At 65.7% G+C, this 21,825-nt stretch carries 7 protein-coding genes and 1 pseudogene; 6 read left to right on the top strand and 2 right to left on the bottom strand.

The window, feature by feature from the left end; all coding sequences use genetic code 11:
- The first annotated feature begins 66 nt into the window (after positions 1-66).
- Positions 67-12,753 carry a filamentous haemagglutinin family protein gene (locus tag ACXI0U_RS10035; RefSeq protein ID WP_479550179.1) on the top strand — a complete coding sequence of 4,229 codons (12,687 nt, stop codon included), beginning with the start codon at positions 67-69 and terminating at the stop codon, positions 12,751-12,753.
- A gap of 254 nt (positions 12,754-13,007) precedes the next feature.
- Here the strand turns inward: ACXI0U_RS10035 and ACXI0U_RS10030 are convergent, their stop codons facing one another.
- A complete protein-coding gene (locus tag ACXI0U_RS10030) occupies positions 13,008-13,784 on the bottom strand; it encodes a sulfite exporter TauE/SafE family protein (protein WP_479550178.1) in 777 nt (258 codons plus the stop codon).
- Between the two features lie 126 nt (positions 13,785-13,910).
- Positions 13,911-14,888, bottom strand: coding sequence for a hypothetical protein (locus ACXI0U_RS10025; protein WP_479550177.1), 978 nt, complete (start codon positions 14,886-14,888; stop codon positions 13,911-13,913).
- A 146-nt stretch (positions 14,889-15,034) separates the two neighbouring features.
- On the opposite strand from ACXI0U_RS10025, the gene ACXI0U_RS10020 reads away from it, so the two are divergent.
- From ACXI0U_RS10020 to ACXI0U_RS10000, 5 genes and pseudogenes are all read left to right on the top strand, one after another.
- On the top strand, positions 15,035-15,928 hold the full coding sequence (locus ACXI0U_RS10020; protein ID WP_350446207.1) for a LysR family transcriptional regulator: 894 nt from the start codon (positions 15,035-15,037) through the stop codon (positions 15,926-15,928).
- An 841-nt stretch (positions 15,929-16,769) separates the two neighbouring features.
- On the top strand, positions 16,770-17,051 hold the full coding sequence (locus ACXI0U_RS10015; RefSeq protein WP_111264383.1) for a hypothetical protein: 282 nt from the start codon (positions 16,770-16,772) through the stop codon (positions 17,049-17,051).
- Between the two features lie 500 nt (positions 17,052-17,551).
- Positions 17,552-17,957, top strand: a pseudogene (locus ACXI0U_RS10010) (transposase); the annotation flags it as partial.
- Between the two features lie 365 nt (positions 17,958-18,322).
- Positions 18,323-19,930 (top strand): ShlB/FhaC/HecB family hemolysin secretion/activation protein, encoded by a 1,608-nt coding sequence (locus ACXI0U_RS10005; protein ID WP_479551092.1) that lies wholly within the window; start codon positions 18,323-18,325, stop codon positions 19,928-19,930.
- A gap of 31 nt (positions 19,931-19,961) precedes the next feature.
- Complete coding sequence (locus tag ACXI0U_RS10000; protein ID WP_431484374.1) at positions 19,962-21,821, top strand: DUF2341 domain-containing protein; 1,860 nt, start codon at positions 19,962-19,964, stop codon at positions 21,819-21,821.
- Positions 21,822-21,825: the final 4 nt, after the last annotated feature.

The following is a 21,825-nucleotide window of genomic DNA, read 5'->3' as shown; positions in this document are numbered from 1 at the left end:
CCATGGCGCGCACCTCAGGGGAGGGCGATGCGCCCGTCTTTCGCGAGAACACAAGGATCCGTAGTGATGCGTTCCCAGCCGAGCAAGCCCGCTTCCCGCACCGCCACCCGCCACGACACCTTCCTGCCGCTCAAGCCCCTGGCCCAGGCCATCGCTCTGATGCTGCTGACTGGTGGCGCCCAGGCGGAGCAGGCGTTCAGCTCATCCTGGTTCGCCTCCAAGGGCGCGGCGCAGGCATCGGGCGCCGTTCGGCCGACCACCCCGGCGCCGGGCACGCCGCCGCCCCTGGCCCAGCAGCAACGGGTGCAGGAGCGCCTGGGGCGCAGCTTCGCCAACATGAACAACACGGTGGCCGCCATCGCTGCGGCCCAGGCCGCGCAGGCAGCAGGCCGCGCCGCCGCCTCCAGCGGGCCGCAGACCCTGCATAACGGCCTGGGCGGCAACGGCCTCAATGTGGTGATTGGCCCGGACGGCAAGCCGCTGTTCATCAACGCCGAGGGCCCGGTGCAGACCGACGCTAACGGCAAGGTGCTGGTCTCCATCAAGCAGACCGCCGACAAGGCCATCCTCAACTGGGAGACCTTCAACGTCGGTCGCGACACCACCGTGGCCTTCCAGCAGGACGCCAGCTGGGCCCTGATGAACAAGGTCAACAACAGTACGGCGCCGAGCCAGATCCAGGGCCAGATCAAGGGCGACGGCACGGTGATGATCCTCAACAGCAATGGCGTGGTGTTCAGCGGCAGCAGCCAGGTCAACGTGCGCAACCTGGTGGCCGCGGCCACCGACTTCAGCGACGAGCAGTTCAAGACCGGCGGCCTCTACAGCGGCAGCACCCCGGCCTTCACCAACGCCCAGGGCGCCATCCGCGTGGAGCAGGGCGCGCAGCTCAACACCGCCGCACCGGCTACTTCCACTGCTGGTGGCGGCTACGTGCTGCTGCTGGGCAAGGAAGTGGACAACGCCGGCACCATCGCCACGCCCAAGGGCCAGGCGCTGCTGGCGGCGGGTGACAGCTTCACCATCCGCAAGGGCTACGGCACCGACGGCAGCCCAACCTCCACCACCCGTGGCAACGAGGTGACCGTCGGCGGCACCGGCACGGTGACCAACAGCGGGGTCATCCTCGCTGCCAGCGGCGATGTGACCCTGGCCGGCCACCAGGTGCGCCAGAACGGCGCGGCCCTGGCCAGCACCTCGGCCGATGCCCGTGGCACGGTGCACCTCACGGCAACCGGCGCCAACGGCAGCGTGACCCTGGGCGAGGGCAGCACCACCGCCATCCTGCTGGACGCCAGCGCCACGGCCCTGGACAGCCAGCGCGATGCGCTGATCGCGCCGGCGGTGACCCAGGACGGCAAGGTCATTCCCGGCGATGCCTACCGTCGCGACCTGTCCCTGGTGCAGATCGACAGCAGCGGCACCGTGGACTTCCAGAAAGGCTCCATCACCCTGGCCACCGGTGGCCAGGTAGCGGTCAACGCCGGCCAGCGCAGCCTGGTGCGCGATGGCGCGGTGATCGACGTCTCCGGCGCCACCGGGGTCAAGGTCGCGATGGCGTCCAACAGCGTCAAGGTCAACCTGCAGGGCAACGAGCAGCGCGATTCCTCGGTCAACCGCGACGGTGGCGGCCTGAACAACAATGACGTGTGGGTCGATGTGCGCGACCTGGTGTTCGTGCCCGCCGGCACCAACGGCTACGCCACCGACCGCTGGTACACCGCCGGCGGCCTCCTGGAAGTCAGCGGCTACCTGGGTACCCAGGGCCACAGCGTGGCGGAGTGGATGGCCCAGGGCGGCACCGTCAGCTTCACCGGCAACGAGGTGGTGACCCAGGCGGGCTCGCAGATCAACCTCTCCGGCGGCACCCTGGATGTGCAGGCCGGCACTATCAAGCAGACCTGGCTCAAGGGCGCCGACGGGCGCCTCTACGAGCTCTCCAGCGCGCCGGGGGACATCCTCTACACCGGCCTCTACAAGGGCTACGAAGACCACAGCCAGCGCTGGGGCCAGACCGATTACTACTACAACCCGCTGATCGCCTCGACCGAACGCAAGGAAGGCGGCTACACCGTGGGCCGTGACGCCGGGACCCTGGTGATCGGCACCCGCAACGCCGTGCTGGAAGGCACCCTGGCCAGTGACACCTACCAGGGCGAGCGCCAGACCCAAGGTGCCCAATCCGGCCTCGACGGCTACAGCCAGTCGCAGAAGGCCGTGGCCCGTGGCGCCCAGCTGGTGGTGGGCGGCTACACCCCCTGGTACGTGAAGAGCAGCGGCACCCTGGAGTACGCCCTGGGCGCCGATGCCAACACCCTGAAGAACGTGATCCTCGGCGAGGGCGGCGCCCGCATCGCCGATGGGCTGGACCTGGGCTCGGCCTTGCCGGCTGGCCGCCAGGGCACCCTGTACCTCGATAGCGCCCAGCTCAACGGCTTCAACCTCGGGGCGGTCAAGGTGGCCGCCAGCGAGGGCATCCGCGTCGATGGCGACCTGCAGGTGGCCCCGGCGGGCAATGTCACCCTGTTCGGTCCGAAGGTGGAAGTGAACGCCGACATCACTGCCCATGGCGGCAGCATCGAGCTGGGCAACGTGCTCAACCAAATCACCGCCAACGGCAAGGCCGATACCACCCTGGGCGGTGTGGCCTCAGTCACCCTCGGCGCTGGCGCCAGGCTCGATGCCAGCGGCCTGTGGAGCAACCAGTTGCTGGACCCGAACGACAGCCGTGCGCTGCCTTACCTCAACGGCGGCAGCATCTCCCTGCGCAGCAGCGGCAGCACCCTGCTGGGCAGCGGCAGCCTGGTGGACGTCTCCTCCGGCGCCGCCTTGCTGGCCAGCGGCAAGCTGCAAGGCGGCAAGGGCGGCAACCTGACCTTGGCGGCCAACGCCAACACCGACAGTGGCGCAGGTGTACTGGGCCTGGGCGGCGAGCTGCGCGGCCAGGGCGTCAAGGGCGGTGGCACCCTGGCGTTGCAGGCCGGCAAGGTGCTGATCAGCGACAGCGCCACCTCGGCCGATGCCGGCACCCTGCTGCTGCGTGGCGACTTCTTCGACAAGGGCTTCTCCGCCTACGAGGTGGCGGGCAACCGTGGCCTGGAAGTGGCCGATGGCACCCGGGTGGATGTGAGCATGCCGGTCTACCGACAGGGCGATGGGGCGACCAACCTGGCCGCGGGCGGCGCGCCCCGTGACGCCCTGGAAACCTGGACGCCCCCTCTCTACCTGGAGGACGCCGCCAAGGGCGTGCTGACCCAGCGCCAGGGCACCAGCCTGTCGCTGCGCGCCGGCAGCGGCATCACGGCGGCGGGTGATATCGCCACCACCCCTCTGCTGGTGGGCAAGGGGGCGATACTCAACGTCGACCCGGGCCAATCCATCGGCCTGGCCGGCATCGGCCAGGTGACGGTGGACGGGACCCTGAACGCCTGGGGCGGAAGGATCTCGGTCAACTCGATCATCGTTTCGGCCCCGGATACCGAGCTGCAAAAACCGCTGGAGACCTACCAGTCCATCTGGATCGGCGACAACGCCGTGCTGGATGCCGCCGCACGCGCCGTCACGGCCGTGGACAGTCGTGGCAACCGCTATGGCACGGTGCGCAACGGCGGCAGCATCGTCGTCGGCGGGGAAATCGATCACGCCAAGGGCGGCCTCACCGCCACCGACGCCTTCGTGGTGGTACGCCAGGGCGCGCGCCTGGACGCATCCGGTGCCCAGGCCGTGCTGGACATCCCGGGGCAGGGCGCCACCCCCGTGGCCAGCCATGGCGGCAGCATCGCCTTCGCGTCCACCGGCGGGCTCTATCTGGATGGCCAGTTCAAGGCCGAGGCCGGTGGCGCAGGGGCATCGGGGGGCAGCCTCTCCGTTGCACTCGGTGCCCCGTCCTATCGGATAAACGATCCCCGGGCGACCGATGCAGTACGCCAGGCGCGGGAGCTGGTCCTGGCACAGCAGCGGGGTGAATCGCTGCCGGGTACGGGTGAGCCGGGCCAGGGCGCAACGCTGCTGGAGTACGGCCACGGCCGCCTGGCGGTTGAGCAGGTGGAGGCCGGCGGTTTCGACAACCTCTCCCTGCTGAGCACCGGTTTGCTCAGCTTCGACGGCACTCTGAACCTGGATATGGCCAACGCGCTCAACCTCTATGCCGGTACCTACGCCCTGGCCGAGACAGCTGCCGCAGGTTCCGTGGTCGATCTGCGCGGTGGTTACCTGCGCCTGGCCGGGGCATTGGGGGCGCCTGCTGACAGCGCAAGTACGGACACCGCCATCCGCGTCGGCAGTTCGCAGCGCCCTGCCACGGGGCAGTTGAATCTATCGGCCAGAGGCCTGCTGGATGTGCGTGATGCCGTCAGGCTCGGCGCCCGGGGCAGCATCCTGATGCTGCAGGGGGGCGCACAGGTGGTAGACCGCCGTGCCTTCTCCGATATGCACCTGAGCAGCCAGGGGGACCTGCGGCTGCTGAGCACGGAGGACGCCCGCGCCATGCGCCTGCAAGTGCCCGGCAACCTGGCCATGAGCGCCGCCCAGATCTATCCGGGTACCGGTGTCAAAGGGCAGGTGAGTGCATCGAGGATCGACATCGCCCGCAGCGGTCAAGGCATGCCGTCCGCTCCCTACTCGGCCTTCGGCTCGATCAGCCTGCAGGCGGACGTCATCAACCAGGGCGGCATCCTGCGCGCGCCGCTGGGCGATCTGATACTCGGCTATCAGGGCGACGCCACCCGTCCTGCCAGCATCGTCAACCTGCTGCCCGGCAGCCTGACTTCTGTCAGCGGCGCCGGCCTGGTGATCCCCTACGGCGGCACGGTGGACGGCAAGACCTGGCTCTACGACGGTGTCTCCCTGTCCAACAGCCTGCTCAAGGAAGGGCAGAGCCTGATGCCGGGCAAGGTCGACCTCGTGGGGCAGGTGATCGATGTCGCCCAGGGCGCGGTGGTGGATGTATCCGGCGGTGGCGAGCTGGTGGGCGCGGGCTTCGTCTCCGGGCGCGGTGGCTCCACCGATGCGCGCTTCAATCCGCTGATGCAGTACGGTGCCGATGGCTTCCTGTTGCCGGCGCTCGGCAGCAACCCGGTCTACGCCATCGTCCCCGGCGTGCAGGCGGGCTACGCGCCCCAGGGCGGCGAGGGCGGCGCGGTCGACCCCAGGGTGGGCCAGCAGATCACCCTCGGCGCCGGCGTGCCGGGCCTGCCGGCGGGCACCTACACGCTGCTGCCATCCACCTACGCGCTGTTGCCGGGGGCCTTCCGCGTGGAGGTCAACGGCCTGGCCGGGCAGGGCGGTGCCATCACCACCCAGGCCATGCGCAATGGCTCCTGGTCCACCGCCGGCACCCTCGGGCTGGCCAGCGGCGCGCGGGACAGCCTGGCCAGCCAGGTGATCCTCACCCCGGCCGACGTGCTGCGCCGCTACTCCCAGTACAACGAGACCCGCTTCAGCCAGTTCCTCCAGGCAGACGCGGCGCGCCTGGGCATTCCCGCCGCGTTGATGCCCAGGGACGCCAAGGCCTTCAACCTGAGTTTTGCGAACAACACCACCGACCGGCCCAGCTTCAGCTTCGCCGGCGAACTGCTCAAGGCGCGCGGGGAGGGCGGGCGTGGCAGCACCTCCAGCATCACCCAGACCTCCACGGGCAACCTGGAGATCGTCAGGGCCGGGCAGGGCGCCACCGCTGGCTTCAACGGCGTGACCCTGACCGATGAATCCCTCAACGCCATCGGTGCCGGCAGCCTCAACATTGGCGCCTATGCGCGCTCCTTCTACGGCCAGGGCGGCAACTTCATCCAGTTCGACGACGGTGCCAGCAGCACGGGCGGTAGCGTGGCCCGCACCGCCAACCTGGTGCTGCGCAGCGGCGCGACCCTCAAGGCACCGGAAGTCTTCCTGGTCACCGCCGGGCCCACCGGCGGCATCACGGTGGAGCAGGGCGCCAGCATCGACACCCTGGGCCAGGGCGCGGCGCCCCGCGACTCCCGCGATGGCTACATCTACAAGCCGGGGCGCAACAGCGTGCTGGCGGTTTCCAACGGTTACCTGAACATGCTGGCCCCGGACGCTGCCAACCCGCAGGAGCCGCAGAAGGCCCCGGGCAGCATCCGCATCGGTGTGTGCGATGGCGTGTGCAGCGGCACCACCGGGCTCTACTCCGAGGGCACCATCGCCACGGCCACCGACAACGCTTTCGAACTGGGCGAAGCGGTGAACTATGGCACCCGCAACCTGGCTCTGGCAGTGGGCGGCATCAACGTCGGCAGCGCCGAGGCGCTGGCCGACCTCGCCGCCCGCAACCTGCTGCCCAGCGGCCTGACCCTCAACCAGCAGGTGCTCGACCGCCTGCTGCGCGGTGATACCAGCACCGGCGCGCCGGCCCTGGAAACCCTGGTGCTGGGCGCTCGCGACTCGCTCAACTTCTTCGGCAACGCCAGCCTGGATACCTACGGTGCCGACGGCAAATCGCGGCTCAAGGAACTGGTGCTGACCACCCCGGCCCTCTACGGCAAGGGCGAGGCGGGCGAGACCGCGCGCATCCACACCTCCAACCTGATCTGGAACGGCGCCCACAACGAGGCCGGTTCCATCATCACCGGCGGTGCCGGCACCGGTGCGGGCAACCTGGTGATCGACGCCGAGCGCATCGAGTTCGGCTACCAGCCGGACGCGCAACCCACCGCCGCGACAATTCGCGATCGCCTGGCCGTGGGCTTCGCCAACGTCAACCTCAACGCCAGCGAGCGCGTCACCGCCAACCACAAGGGCGGCCTGTCGGTGTACCAGCGCCAGGACGGCTACGTCACCGGCAAGGGCTTCCAGTACAGCGGCGGCAACCTGAACATCAGCACCCCGGTGATGACCGGCGGCGCCGGCTCGGTCAACCGCATCACCGCCGGCGGCGATATCCGCGTCAGTGCGCCGAGTGGCAGTGCACTGCCGGGCATCGGTGGCGATGCGCTGGGTGCCGAGCTGTCCCTCAGCGGTCGCAACCTGCTACTGGAGGGGGCCGTGGTGCTGCCCAGCGGCAAGCTGAGCCTCAAGGCCGAGGCGCAACTGAGCCTCACCGATGCCGCGCGCATCGACCTGGCCGGGCACAAGGTCACCTTCAACGACGTGAACAAGTACAGCTGGGGCGGCGACCTGATCCTGGAAAGCCGCAACGGCGATATCCGCCAGGCGTCCGGATCGGTGATCGACCTCTCGGCCACAAACAACCAGGCCGGCAGCCTCAAGGCAACCGCCCTGGCAGCGGGTGCCGGCAGCGTCGACCTGCGCGGCAGCATCCTCGGTGGCAGCAGCGGCTATTACGACGCTGGCGGCACCCTGGTGCCGTTCAAGGCCGGCAGCGTCGACATCCGTGCCCAGCACCTGGGCGATGGCAGCCTCAACGACGACTTCGCCGCCCTCAACCAGCGGCTCAACCAGGGCCAGGTGTTCGGGGCCCGCAGCTTCCAGCTCAAGCAGGGCGACCTGGTGATCGGCGACGGCCTCAAGGCCGGGGCGATCGACGTCTCGGTGGACGGTGGCACGCTCACCGTCAACGGCACCGTGGACGCCAGCGGAGAGCGGGTGGGCTCCATCCGCCTGGCCGGCAAGCAGGGGCTGACCATCGGCGGCCATGCGTTGCTGGACGCCCACGGCACCCGCCTGCGCGTGGACAGCTACGGCCAGATCATCGACTCACCCAACCGCGCTGTGGTGGAACTGGGCTCCGGCGACGGCCTGCTGACCCTGGCCGATGGCGCGCGCATCGACCTGCGCCACGGCACCGCCGCCACCAGCGGGCATGACGGCAAGGCCCGCGGCACCCTGGAACTGAACGCCCCGCGCCTGGGCGGCGCCACCGCCGGTGATATCGCCATCGACGCCAGCGGCAGCCTGGACATCCAGGGCGCCAAGCTGATCGCGGTGAACGGTGTGCAGCGCTACGACGATGCCCGCGAGGTCACCGACCCCGTCAACGGGCACCGCTACCAGGAGATCGACCAGAACTACCTGAACCAGAAACACACCGACAGCCTGGCCTTCATCGGCAACGCCCTGGCCAATGGCGCGCTGGTCAATGGCAAGCTGGCCGGCCTCAACAACGCCGCCTATGCCGACGCCTTCCACCTGCGCCCCGGCGTCGAGATCGTCAGCAAGACCGCTGACGGCGACCTGGTGGTGCAGGGTGATCTGGACCTCTCTGGCCATCGCTACGAAAGCCTCAATCCCAACACCCAGAAATCCAGCGCCGTGTATGGCTCGGGTGAAGTGGGCAACCTGGTGATCCGCGCCGGCGGCGACCTGAGTGTCTATGGCAGCCTCAACGACGGCTTCATGCCGCCGCCGGAAACCCAGGACGACGCCGGCTGGGTGCTGACGCCCGGCAAGCAGATGTTCAATGGCGATGTGGTGGTGCCGCGCGCGGGTATCGAGTTGCAGGATGGCACCGCCTTCCCGGCGGGGACCGTGCTCAACTACGACCTGCCCATCAAGGCCATGACCCTGGCGGCCGGCACGCGCCTGCCGATCGCTGCGACGCTGGATCAGCCTCTGACGCTGCCAGCCGGCACCGTGCTCTCCGGTGATATACGCAACGCCGACAACAGCCTGGCCTATGCGGCAGGTACGCGACTCTCCGCCGATATCACCCTGGCCAAGGACATGATCCTCGGCGCCGGCACGCTTTTGGTGGGCGACACGGCGGTCACGGGCATGAACTGGCCCAAGGGCGTGGCGTTGCCGAACAACCCGCTGCGCTCTGTCGACAGCAGCCATCCGGATGTGGTCGTCCAGTCCGGCAGCCTGACCCTGGCCCTGGGGGCGCTCATCCCAGCCGGAACCGACGTCAAGCTCGCCGCCGGTGTGGAGAAGATCAACCTGCGTGGCGGGGATGGCAAAGGGCGCAACTGGGCCGCCGCGCAGATGCTGGCCGAAGGCACTCAGTCCTGGTCGTTGCGCGCCGTGGCAGGCGCCGATCTGCAGGCGGCAGACACCCGCCTGGTGGACCCCTACGCCGAGCGGGGTGAGCTTCGCGTGGCTGATACGCACTACGGCTACCTGGTGACCGCCAAGCCCGGGCAGCCCACAGGTGGGCGAGTGCTCACGGCAGAAGGCTCGATGGTGTTCTATGGCGACGAGTCCCATGCCGGCAAGCCCGTTGCGGACGTGGCAGCGGAGTTCGCCATCTCCGAGGATGAGGTCTGCGCTTGGGACAGCCTGTGCAAGGCAACGACCGCTCCGCGCACGCTGACGGCCGAAGGCTCCATGACCTTCTACGGGGACGAATCCCACGCCGGTAAATCCGTGGCGGACGTGGCAGCCGAATTCGCCATCACCGAGGACGAGGTCTGTGCCTGGGCCAGCCTGTGCAATGCAGCGGCGTCACCGCGCCTGCTGACTGCCGAGGGCTCCACGGTGTTCTATGGGGACGCTTCCCAGGCAGGGAGGCCCGTGGCGGAAGTCGCGTTGGAGTTCGCCATCTCCGAGGACGAGGTCTGCGCCTGGGCCAGTTTGTGTAGCGGTGGAAATACGCAGGCGCCAACGGAATATGAATACGCACTGGGAACCAGTCGCTTCAGCGTGCTCCGGGTCGGTACCGGCGACCTGGACCTGATCAGTGCTGGCGATTTCAAAATGCAGTCCCTGTACGGCATCTATACGGCCGGCACCTCTTCCCTGGATCTGGCAGCGTCAGCAGTCTTCAATCAGCCACGGGCCTTCACTCAGCTTTCTAACGGCACGCTCGATACGACGGTACTGGGCAAGAACGGCGGCAGCTACGAAGCCCTGGTCAATGGCGGCTCCAGCAGCCTCTATCGCGCCTGGTACCCCGATCATGGCGGCAACCTGCTGCTTTCCGTCGGCGGCGACCTGACGGGCGATATCCTCGGTTCCAAGCTGGTGGGCAGTGGCGGACTCGACCAGCCTGAAAGCTCAAGCGTCGGCAGCTGGCTGTGGCGCCAGGGCGGTGGAGTCAACGGCGAGGTGCCCACCGCCTGGTGGATCAACTTCGGCACCTACATGCCCTTCCAGGACAACGTCGCCTTCACCGGCTTCACCGGGTTCGGAACCCTGGGCGGCGGCAACCTCGATGTACGTGTCGGCGGTGACGCCGGCATGCTGGCGGCCCGGGGCACCCTGTATAACCTCATCGCCACCCGCAGCCAGGGGCTGGTACTGGCGGTGGGCTCGACCGGGCGCATGGTGGACGGTGAACTGGTGCTTACCGGCGGTGGCGACCTCGATCTGAAGGTGGGCGGTGGGCTCAACCCGGCCTTGACGGCGCGCGCGATGCTGGACGACCGGAGCCGCCCGGTCGCACAACGCCATGACCTGAACGGCAGCCTGGCCAACCTGCGGGGCGCCATGCGTGCCAGCGCGGGCTCCTTCGGCGGCATCGAGCAGGTCAATGGGCCGCTGCAGTTGCTGCAGGATCCCCGTGAAAGCCGTGCCTACGACCCCTTCAAGGCCACCATGGCCAGCGCCACCGGCGGCCTGATACTGGTGCCGGGCGACGCCACCATCAGCCTGGGCGCCCGGGGTGACCTGGTGCTTGGCGGCGCGGCCGATGCCGGGCGGACCGACGCCCGCAATTGGCAGCCGGTGGATCTCGATGGCGGCAAGAGCATTGGCCGCTCATGGTTCAGCCTGTGGACCGACCATACGGCCATCGACCTGTTCTCCGCAGGCGGCAACCTCACTCCCTCGACGCAGGTCGGTGAGCTTCCTGCGGGCTCCAACGACAGTGTTCGTAGCGGCCTGGACTTCTCCGCCACCGATGGCCGCTTCGTCTACCCGTCGATCCTGCGTGCCACAGCACCGGGCGGCAGCTTCTACTACGGCCCATCGGCGTTGTGGACGGACAACAGCCTGAACACCACCCACTATTCGTTGTTGCTGGCACCCGGCAGCCGAGCGCAGCTGGAATTCCTGGCAGGCGACTCGATCTATGCCGGCGGTTATGCCGTCACGCCCAGCAATGCACCGGTTTCCAGCCTGGCCACTCCCTTCAACCCGGCGTTCTACTACCTCGATTCCAGAGGCGCCAATCAAGGAGACCTGTCGGGTGCCGGGGGCCTCGGGCGCAGCCTGTTCGCCTTTGGTGGCACGGGGACCCGCAGCGCCTACCGCGGTGCCGATGAGCCGGCCCGTTTCTACGCCCTGAACGGCGACATCATCGGCCTGCGTACCGGTGAGATCATCACCTTCGCCAGTGCACCGAGGGCGGGCGAGACCTGGTACGAAGCGTCTCGGCCGGCGCGCATCATGGCCGGCCGCGATATCGTCAACAGCGGCCAACTGACCGGCACCTTGCTGCCGCAGTTCGCAGGCCTGGCCACCAGCACCGGCAACCTCTTCATCCACGACGACCCGGCCGACATCTCCATCGTCTCGGCCGGCCGCGACATCCTCTACAGCACCTTCAACGTCGCCGGCCCCGGCACGCTGGAGATCAGTGCCGGGCGCAACATCCTGATGGAAGACAAGGCCGCGGTGACCAGCCTCGGCGCCATCGTGCCGGGCGACAACCGGCCGGGGGCGGACATCGTCATGCAGGCCGGCGTCGGCAGCGGCCCGGACTACCTGGCCTTCGCCCAGCGCTACCTGGACCCGGCCAACCGCGTCGAGGTGGGCGGCAGCCTGGCGGGCGGCGGGGTGGCCAAGACCTACGAGGTGGAGTTGGTGGCCTGGCTTGCCGAACGCTTCGGCTTCAGCGGCACGAGCGAGGAGGCGCGCGCCTACTACGCCGCGTTGCCGGCGGAGCAGCAGCGGGTCTTCGCCCGGGAGATCTACTTCGCCGAGCTGCGTGCTGGTGGCCGTGAATACAACGATGCGGAGAGCCCGCGCTTCGGCAGTTACCTGCGGGGCCGCAACGCCATCGCCGCGCTGTTCCCCAGCCACGACGTGGCCGGCAACCCGATCCTCTACCAGGGCGACATCACGATGTACGGCGGCGCCGGGGTGCACACCAACTTCGGTGGCGGCATCCAGATGCTCACCCCGGGCGGGCAGCAGGTGTTCGGCATCGAGGGCGAGGCGCCGCCGTCCACCGCCGGGGTCATCACCCAGGGCGCGGGGGACATCCAGCTGTTCGCCAATGGCAGCGTGCTGCTGGGCCAGAGCCGCATCATGACCACCTTCGGCGGGGACATCCTGGCCTGGTCCTCGGCCGGCGACATCAACGCCGGGCGTGGCTCCAAGACCACCCTGGTGTACACACCGCCGCGCCGGGTCTACGACAACTGGGGCAACGTCACCCTGTCGCCGAGCGTGCCCAGTACCGGCGCCGGCATCGCCACCCTGGCCCCCATCGCTGAGGTGCCGTCGGGCGACATCGACCTGCTGGCGCCCCTGGGCACCATCGATGCGGGGGAGGCGGGCATCCGCGTCTCCGGCAACGTCAACATCGCCGCGCTGCAGGTGGTCAACGCCGCCAACATCCAGGTGCAGGGCAAGTCCAACGGCGTGCCGGTGGTGGCTGCGGTGAACACCGGCGCGCTGTCCTCGGCCAGTTCGGCGGCCAGCTCCGCCAGCGACGCCGCCGAAGGCGTGGCCCGCGACCAGCAGGCCGCCTCGCGCCAGCGCCAGCCGTCGATCTTCACGGTGCAGGTACTGGGCTTCGGCAACGAGCGGGTGGAGCCCACCAACGAGGGCGCCAGCCGCACGCCGACCTACGACCCCGGCAGCAGCGTGCAGGTGCTCGGCGCCGGCCAACTGGACGACCAGGCACGCAACCAGCTGACCCCGGAGGAACAGCGCAACCTGACCCTCTGATCCCACCCCTTCACCGCCCTGCGGGGCGGTATCCCTTTCCCGAGGGCGGCAGGCGACTGCCGCTCTTTTTTTTAACGGCGAGAAGATAGGCCTTGCTCGGCCTCGTCTGCTTGGTTGGCTATTCGCTGGCCTGACGGACGGGGGGCGCATGGTTGGGAAAGGGCTTGAGCGAAGTTCCCGGCGCCATAAGTGAGGGGAGGGGCTTACGGCTATCGCCAGTTCCACGGCGACCTGCGTGAACGGGGTCGTCTATGTCACAGGGCCTCAATAAAAATTGAGAACCCCATGCGCCCTATCAGGAACACCAATAAAACCAGGAAGAAAATCCGAATGAATCCACTTCCATAACGAAGTGCTAAGAACACGCCGGTGAGGGCGCCGGCGATATTGCACAGGCTCACCATGCCACCGATAAGCCAGAGCACATTACCTGAGGGTACGAAGAAAAATAGCGCAGCACTGAAGGTGCCCAAATTAACGAGCTTGGCCGAAGCCGACGCATTAAGAAAATCGAAGCCGAAGTACTTTACAAAAACAAACAGCAAAAGACTCCCGCTGCCAGGGCCAAATACGCCGTCATAGAATCCCAATAACGCGCCAAAGAAAACGCCCAGCACAATCTCTTTTGGCCCATGTTCGACAGATCGATGAACTCGGCCTAAGTCCTTCTTGGCAAAGGTATAGACAGCCATCACTATCAACACCACAAAGACGACGTACTCCATTGCCTCTTTAGGTATCAATGAAACAGAGAAAGCACCTAGAAAAGAGAAAATAAAGGCAGCGATCATGGTTGGAAGAATTAATTTCCAAGCAATATGTATGCGCCTCAAATAGCGGGATATGGAAAAGCAATTCCCTAGCAGCACGGCCAGCTTATTGGTCCCGAAGACCGTCGCCAGGCTTTGCTGAGGGAGGGCATGAAGCAGGGCAGGCACCTGAACAAGCCCCCCACCTCCAACTGCTGCATCGATCAAACCGCCGCAGAATGCAAAAAAACCCAATGCGACGAGGGTGTATTCAACGGTCATGAAAAAATCTCTTCACCTTCCACTGTTCACATCATCTCCCGAAGCCGTATCCATGCAGAGATCAGATGAGCGAAACCGCTGATGCGCAGCCGCATCGCACCAGCGGCAAGCAGTTTTAAAACACGATCAAGCAGTCAAGGCCTCGTGCAAACTACGGAATGCCTTTCCAACACGGCCGTTATAATCAATCATGATTTCTTTCAAACGATTAATGTCAAACTCCAAGTCGGCGAATCGGCAATAGGCCTGAGCGGCGGCCAATGCATGCAATCCATGCCTGTTCTCCACCTCTCCTGAGTGGCCCATGACATAACCCTTGGCATTCCGAAGCGCCTTCACGTCAGCGCGAAGATCTGGATTGACGGCGTTTAGCTTCTCTTCGATATATTGCGCAATATAGTTGTATTCGCGACCATTCCAGAGCTCTGACGCCACTGACGTCATCATGGCCTCCAACATGGATCGCTTGTATTCATGGGAATTCAAAGGCGATTTGTTTTCTGCGATGCCTACTCTGTAGAGGAAGCCTGAGAACTCATTGCACCCGGGTACGACATATTGACTTTCGACCCAGCGCGAAGCGCCGAACGCGGACGTCATGTATCCGTACATGCCATCGTGCCCTTCATGGCCGAGACCGAAGTCATCCTTGGCCACTTCATGCATATGTGCCATGACATTGTTGTACAGGGATTGCTGATGAGCAGGAATCGCGCCTGCGTCAGCAGCCAGTCGCATGATTATTTTTGCTGAAACCAGGCTTGTGGTCTTATGGGTTTCATTCCAGCCATTGAAGAACTTCAACACACCTTCATCGACAAGCGCTTTCTCTAGAAACGCATTGAAGCTCTTCTCTGTCCACCCCTGCGACGCTTGAGTTGTTTCATGGCCTAGCACTTCATGCATCGCCAACTGGATAGCGGGAACCTGATCTACGTGTGCAGGAATTGCAGCTTTACGCTGATCGCCGCAAATTACCCGACCAGGAATCTTCAAGGCTGCGAAGTGCTTGGGAAGATCTTCAATAAATGCCTCGCCAAATTGCTGCATGGATAGTTGGTGCTGGGGCACAACTATATTGCCTTCCATAACAATAGAATTCATTGCTTAACCTTCTTCCATAAAGTGTGTGAGCGGACGTGTTGTCGCTTCAAGTTAAGGGCGGGCACGAAGCTAGGTCACTTGTACGCGCCAAACAAGTAATTTATAATCACGCCACTATTCACTTTAAATGAATCGTCGGTGCAGCAATGGAACTGTCGCAACTCAAAATGTTTAAAGTGACTGCAGAGCAGGGAAGTATTGTCAAAGCCTCCAAGATATTGCACTGCGTCCCCTCCAACATTACCAACAGGATAAAGCTGTTGGAGCAGGAACTTGGAGTGAGTCTTTTTATACGTAAAGGTCGGGGGCTGATCATAAGCCCTTCCGGTGAGTTGCTTCTCGGTTACGTGAACAAGATTCTCGATACTTGCCAAGAGGCGAAAAGAGCGCTTGACCCTGAGGCGACACCAGCCGGGGTGCTCAAGATAGGCGCTATCGAATCAGCCGCGACTGGCCGCCTACCTGCTCTACTGTCCCGTTACCATGTGCACTACCCGAGTGTGCACATGCAGTTCAGTACCGGCACGTGGTCACAATTAGTCGCCGAGATTATTGGGCACAAGTTGGATGGCGCAATCATCGCCGTAAAGAGCGACCACGCTGACATTGCCCAACTGGAAATATACAAAGAGCCCTTGATACTGATCGCATCAGAATCCATAGGCGAAATCACCTCTGCTGATGATGTCAACAATCTGAATATTTTTATGTGGCCTGAAGGCTGCCCTTATCGCCACGCCCTTGAGCGCTGGCTAAAGGCCGCACAGGTATCAACACCGATAACCAGCATCGCGAGCTATGGAACCATTCTTGGCTGCGTCAGTGCAGGTGCGGGGGTTTCTCTGGTTCCCTCTGGCGTGTTCGAGCAGTACAAGAAGATTGGCAATATAAAAGGCTATGCCTTCGACGACCTGACGCCAATACAGAATTACTTCATCTGGAACAAGAATATTGGATTGCATCGAGCACGGGATGCCTTTGCAGAATTGATAACGGATGAGTTCAGAAACATCAGTACATTCCAGGAACGGCCTGAATGAGCCCGGCATTTTCCACCGACCTCAGACTTCGCTGATATTGAAAGCAGCAAACCGATCAAAAACGTTCAGATCACCCGCTCACTCATGAATAGCGTGACCAGAAGAAGAGGCCCGGCATCAGCCGGGCTTCTTCATTTCGGGCGAGCCGTTTCTGCAGAAATGGCAGAGGTTCCGGGCGCCCCGGACAGCACGTTCCCGAGCGCAGCCCTTGGCGATCCTGGAAGGGTTGCGAGATCCGCCGCATGGGTTTCGCTGCGCTCTACCCATCCTACGAAAAGCTGAGCGAGGCGCGGGGCGGGGCCGTGCGTAGGGTGGATGCCGCTCTTCGCATCCACCAGGTGGAGGCGGGCATGGGCACTCTGTAATGCCCATTCCAGACGCTTTTCACCCTGTCAGTGGCTCGCCGGAAGCACCGTGCGGCGGTGCGCACACGGCACACCCTACGATCCTGTCGGGTCCTCCGATTGAATCCTCACAAGCAGAACCGATGACTCATGACCACGTCCTAAGAACCTGGCTTCCCACGCTCAAATGAAAACGCTCTTTCTGCGTTAGCTTTTTGTGGTTTTAAAGCAAGCGCTCAATCACGGTGCTTCCTCCACTCACATGCAAAGCTGCCCTTGCAGGCTTTTCCACTGCCTCATATAGTCCGCCCGTTGCGGTCAATCCCGCAGCCGATCTTGGCCGGTCGAACTCTCTAGGTGCACAGGCGCCGCCTATCCGATTGCAGGCGCCTTCTTCTCACACCAGGAGCATCACGTCATGACTCGCGCCGCTCTCGATAGCTTCATTTCTTCTGTATTCGCACCCAGCCACCGTTGCAGTGGTGGAGGTGTTCATCATGGCTGACCTGCGCCCGCTCTCCGCCAACCCTTCCGGTTCTTCTGTCCTCTTGCTCGATGGCAGCCGGTCATACATGGAACTCCAGGAGACAGCCGAGTACCGCCTGGTTGCTGCGCGAGATTTGCTCGCCAGTCTCTCGTGCATGGAGGGCTCCTGTGTCGATGGGCGTGATCTGGCCAATGTGGCCGACGCGGCCTATTTGCTGCTGTCGGATGCAAGCGACTTGTTCCGTGCCGCCCGCGAGGCGGTGCGGCGTGATCGCCTGGGCGTTCGTCGCTAAGCCCTTTACGTGCCCATGAAGAGGCCCGGCATCAGCCGGGCTTCTTCATTTCAGGCGAGCCGTTTCGGCCGAGATGGCAGAGGTTCCGGGTGCCCCGGACAGCACATTCCCGAGCGCAGCCCTTGGCGATCCTGGAAGGTGCTGCGAGATCCGCCGCATGGGTTTCGCTGCGCTCTACCCATCCTACGAAAAGCTGAGCGAGGCGCGGGGCAGGGCCGTGCGTAGGGTGGATGCCGCTCTTTGCATCCACCGGGCGGAGGTGGGCATGGGCACCCTGTAATGCCCGTTCCAGACGCTTTTCACCCCGCCAGGCCCTTCCCGCCGTTCTCCGTTCATGAAGATTCGATGACAAAAGTTCGGTGGTGCCGTCCGGCCCCGGTCAAGGTCATGTACGGAGCGTCAACGGCGAGGGATATCGCCGAGAGGGAACGTGTCGCCAGGGATGGCGACGACTTTCGCCCGCGGTTTGCGGGCGTGCCGAGGCCACTGGAACAAGGGCGATGGGGAATATGGACGGTTACTCGAAAGTGGGGATGCAGGAGCTCGACCAGCGGCTGTCGAAGATTGTCGAGGCGGCGCGCAAGAAGCCGGTCTCGGTCTACCGCTACGGCGCACCCTGGGTCTGGATCGTGTCCCAGGACGACTGGCAGAGCGCCCTCAAGGAAGTGTCCAGCTACATCCCGCCCGGCCATTCGCTGGTCCTGTTGCGACCGCAGATCGACGAGGTGATGGGCAAGGCCCTGGCCGAACTCCAGGGCTGGGCGGCCACCCAGCAGCTGCAGGTGCCGCTGCCGGCCTTGCTCCATGCGCTGCTGCTGCAACTGCTCTATTCGCTGCCCAGCGAGAAGCAGCTCTACGAGCAGCTCAATTACAACCTGCTGTTCCGCTGGTTCGTCGGCCTCGAGCTGAACCAGCGGGTCTGGGGCTTCGCCACCTTCGTCCGTGATCTCGGCGTGGTGCTGGACAACCCCCAGGCGGTACGCCTGATCGAGCGGGTGATAGGCGAGGTGTTCTCCGGCGGGTTGATGCAGATGCCGGAGTTCTCGCTGAACTTCGCCCAGTTGCACACCTGGCTGGCCCGGCCCGCCGCCGGCGCAAGGCAACGCTGAGGCGGCCTGCGAACCAACAACGAAACGTTCACTGATGCGGTGGGGTACGCGCGTTCGGCGCGGCCACGCCTGCACGGAAGGCAGCCCGGGATGCCGGGCGCCATTTCACGAGGGGGCTGTGTGGGTCATCTGTCATTCAACCAACGAGGCGTCGCCGCGTCCCTGAGCCTGCCGTTCGCGCCGGCCTGCCTGGCCCTGGCGATCCACGCCGCGCCGGTGTTCGCGGAGGAGGGGGCGCAGCCGGTGGCGAGCGCCGACGCTCCGGCGCGGCTGGTCGACGTCAACGAATACGTGGTGCGCGGCAACACGGTGCTGGAAGCCCGCGACATCGAGGAGGCGGTCTACCCCTTCCTCGGCCCGCAGCGCAGCCTCGCCGACATCGAGGGCGCCCGCGACGCCCTGCAGCAGCGCTACCAGGGCAAGGGCTACCAGTCGGTGTTCGTCGAGCTGCCGGAGCAGCAGGTCGAAGGCGGCGTGGTCTACCTGCAGGTCAGCGAAACCAAGGTCGGCCGCGTGCGCGTGGTCGGTGCCAAGCACTACTCGCCGGTGGCCATCCTCGATGACGTACCGGCATTGGAGGAGGGCAAGGTGCCCGACTTCGCCAAGGTCCAGGGCGAACTGGCGGCGATCAACCGCAACCCCGGGCGCCAGGTGGTGCCACTGTTACGCGAGGGCCAGCGCCCAGGAACCATGGACGTGGACCTGCAGGTGGAGGACAAGAACCCCTGGCAGGCCAGCGTCGGCCTGAACAACGACTACAGCGCCGACACCGAGAAGCTGCGCTCCGTGGTCAGCCTCGGCTACAACAACCTTTTCCAGCGCGGCCACAGCGCCTCGCTGACCTACTTCACCGCCCCGGAGGACCGCAACAACGCCGAGGTCTGGTCCGGCTCCTACGCCGCGCCCCTGGACGAGCGCTGGACGCTGCAGTTCTCCGGCTACCAGTCCGACAGCGACGTGGCCACCATCGGCGGCAGCAACGTGCTCGGCAAGGGCCACTCCTACGGCGCCTCGCTGATCTACGGCCTGCCGCCGGAAGGCCCCTGGGCCCACTCGCTGTCGGTGGGCGTGGACTTCAAGGATTTCGAGGAGTCGCTGCAGTTCGGCGGCGCCGAAGACAAGGTGCCGCTCAAGTACGCCCCCATCACCCTGGGCTACAACGGCTACCGCTACACCGAGGCCTCGCAGCTGGGCCTCGGCCTGTCGCTGGTGGCCGGCACCCGCGAGTTCCTCGGCTACGGCAGCGACGCCGAGGCGTTCGACTACAAGCGCTACCGCGCCAACCCCAGTTTCGCCGTGTTCAAGGGCGACGCCACCTACACCTTCGGCTTCGGCGCTGACTGGCAGTCGGCCTCCAAGCTGGGCTTCCAGCTGGCCTCCGGGCCGCTGGTCTCCAACGAGCAGTTCTCCGCCGGCGGCGCCACCAGCGTGCGCGGCTACCTGGCCGCCGAGCGCACCGGCGACGACGGCTGGCTGCTCTCCCAGGAGCTGCGCACGCCGTCGCTGGTCAGCTTCCTTGGCAAGGGCCTGGGCAGCCATGTCGAGGACTGGCGCTTCTACGCCTTCGCCGAGGGCGCGCACCTCTCCCTGCAGGACCCGCTGCCCGACCAGGAAGACAGCTACAGCCTCGCCAGCGTGGGCCTGGGCACCCGCGCCACGCTGCGTGAGTGGCTGTCCGGCAGCCTCGACTGGGGCTACCCGCTGAAAGACGGCCCCAACACCAAAAAACGAGACCCGCGCGTGCACTTCAGCGTGCAGGCGAACTTCTGACCCCACAGGCACAGACTTCGGAGTGACACACATGCAACGCTTGATCTTCACCGCGCTCATCAGCCTGGGGCTTATGTACCCGGCGATCGCCAGTGCCTGGTGGCAGGACGACTGGCTCTACCGCAAGCAGATTTCCGTTGACACCACGCCCCAGGGCGCGGCCATCGACCAGGCCGCCGGGCGCACGCCGCTGCTGGTGCGCCTGCACACCGGCAACTTCAGCTTTGACGGGGTCAACGAGAACGGCTCGGACATCCGCTTCGTCGCCGCCGATGACAAGACCGTGCTCAACCACCAGGTGGAAAGCTTCGACCCGCTGATGGGCATGGCGTTGATCTGGGTCGACGTGCCACAGGTGGAAGGCGGCCAGCGCCAGGACATCTGGATGTACTACGGCAACGCCAAGGCGCCGGCCACCGGCAACGGCCAGCTGACCTTCGATCCGGACTACAGCCTGGTCTACCACTTCGACGGCGCCGTCGGTGCGCCCCCCCGTGACACCACCGCCTACGGCAACCACGGGCAGACGCCCCCCGCCAGCAGCATCGACGGGGTGATCGGCCGCGCCGCCCAGCTCAATGGCCAGCCGTTGATGCTGCCGGCCAGCCCGTCCCTGGCCCTGCCGGCCGGTGGCGCCTTCACCTTCAGTGCCTGGGTGCGCGCCGACCAGTCCGCCGGTGACCAGCTGCTGCTGGCCCGTCGCGACGGCGGCAACACGCTGCTGCTGGGCCTGGCCCAGGGCCTGCCCTTCGTCGAGGTCAACGGCCAGCGCGCCCAGGCCACCCAGGCCCTGGCCGCCGGGCAGTGGCAGCACCTGGCCCTGAGCGCCGACGGCAGCGCCCTGCGCCTGTACGTCAATGGTCGCGAATCCGGCAGCCTGGCACTGTCGCTGCCGGCCTTCGCTTCGGTGATCGCCATCGGCGCCGACCTGCCGAACACCCAGGCTGCACCGGCTGCACCCGTCGAAGGCGCCACTGCCGAAACCCCGGCCCCGGCCGCCTTCGGTGCCTTCGCCGGCGCCATTGACGAGCTGCGCCTGTCCAAAGTGGCACGCCCGGCGGCGCTGATCCTCGCCGACGCCACCGCCCAGGGCGCCGAATCGCGCCTGGTGGTCTATGGCGTCGATGAAGAACAGTCCGGCTTCGGTTTCGGCAGCCTCGGCTTCCTGCTCAAGGCGGTGCCGGTGGATGCCTGGGTGATCATCGCCGTCCTGATCCTGATGATGATCCAGTCCTGGGTGATCATGATCCGCAAGAGCCGCAGCGTGGCCCGCGTGACCCGCGCCAACCAGCTGTTCCGCGAGCAGTTCGCCCGCGTCGGCACCCGCCTGGAAATGCTCGCCGACGACCGCGCCCTCAACGAGGGGCTGGTGGATTCCTCGCTCTGGCGCCTGTACCTGGTGGCGGTGAAGGAAATCCGCACCCGTCGCGACCAGGGCGCCGACACCTCGTCCATTTCCGCCGCCACCATCGAAGCCATCCGCGCCTCCATGGACGGCGTGCGCACCCGCGAGAACCAGCAGCTGTCCTCGCGCCTCTCCACCCTGTCCAACGCCATCGCCGGCGGCCCCTACATCGGCCTGCTGGGTACGGTGCTGGGCATCATGGTGGTGTTCCTCGGCACCGCCATGGCCGGCGACGTCAACATCAACGCCATCGCCCCCGGCATGGCCGCCGCGCTGCTGGCCACCGCCATGGGCCTGTTCGTCGCCATCCCCGCGCTGTTCGGCTACAACCGCCTGACCACGCGCAACCGTGAGGTCAGCGCCGACATGCGGGTGTTCGTCGACGAGTTCGTCACCCGCCTGGCCGAAGTGCATGGCGAATCCCAGTTCAGCGAAGCGGCTCACCGGCGGGGTTTCCATGCCGGCAGCGCACCGCTGACCGCTTGAGGAC

This window comes from Pseudomonas sp. C9D1, assembly GCF_056491235.1.
Note: the sequence above shows the minus strand (reverse complement) of the source record. Positions and strands in the feature narration are given on the sequence as shown.

What these genes read in the sequence shown, in the direction of transcription:
- ACXI0U_RS10000 (WP_431484374.1), top strand. Translation starts at nt 19,962, where the DNA reads ATGCAACGCTTGATCTTCACCGCGCTCATCAGCCTGGGGCTTATGTAC.
- ACXI0U_RS10035 (WP_479550179.1), top strand. Translation starts at nt 67, where the DNA reads ATGCGTTCCCAGCCGAGCAAGCCCGCTTCCCGCACCGCCACCCGCCAC.
- ACXI0U_RS10030 (WP_479550178.1), bottom strand. Translation starts at nt 13,784, where the DNA reads ATGACCGTTGAATACACCCTCGTCGCATTGGGTTTTTTTGCATTCTGC.
- ACXI0U_RS10015 (WP_111264383.1), top strand. Translation starts at nt 16,770, where the DNA reads ATGGCTGACCTGCGCCCGCTCTCCGCCAACCCTTCCGGTTCTTCTGTC.
- ACXI0U_RS10025 (WP_479550177.1), bottom strand. Translation starts at nt 14,888, where the DNA reads ATGAATTCTATTGTTATGGAAGGCAATATAGTTGTGCCCCAGCACCAA.
- ACXI0U_RS10020 (WP_350446207.1), top strand. Translation starts at nt 15,035, where the DNA reads ATGGAACTGTCGCAACTCAAAATGTTTAAAGTGACTGCAGAGCAGGGA.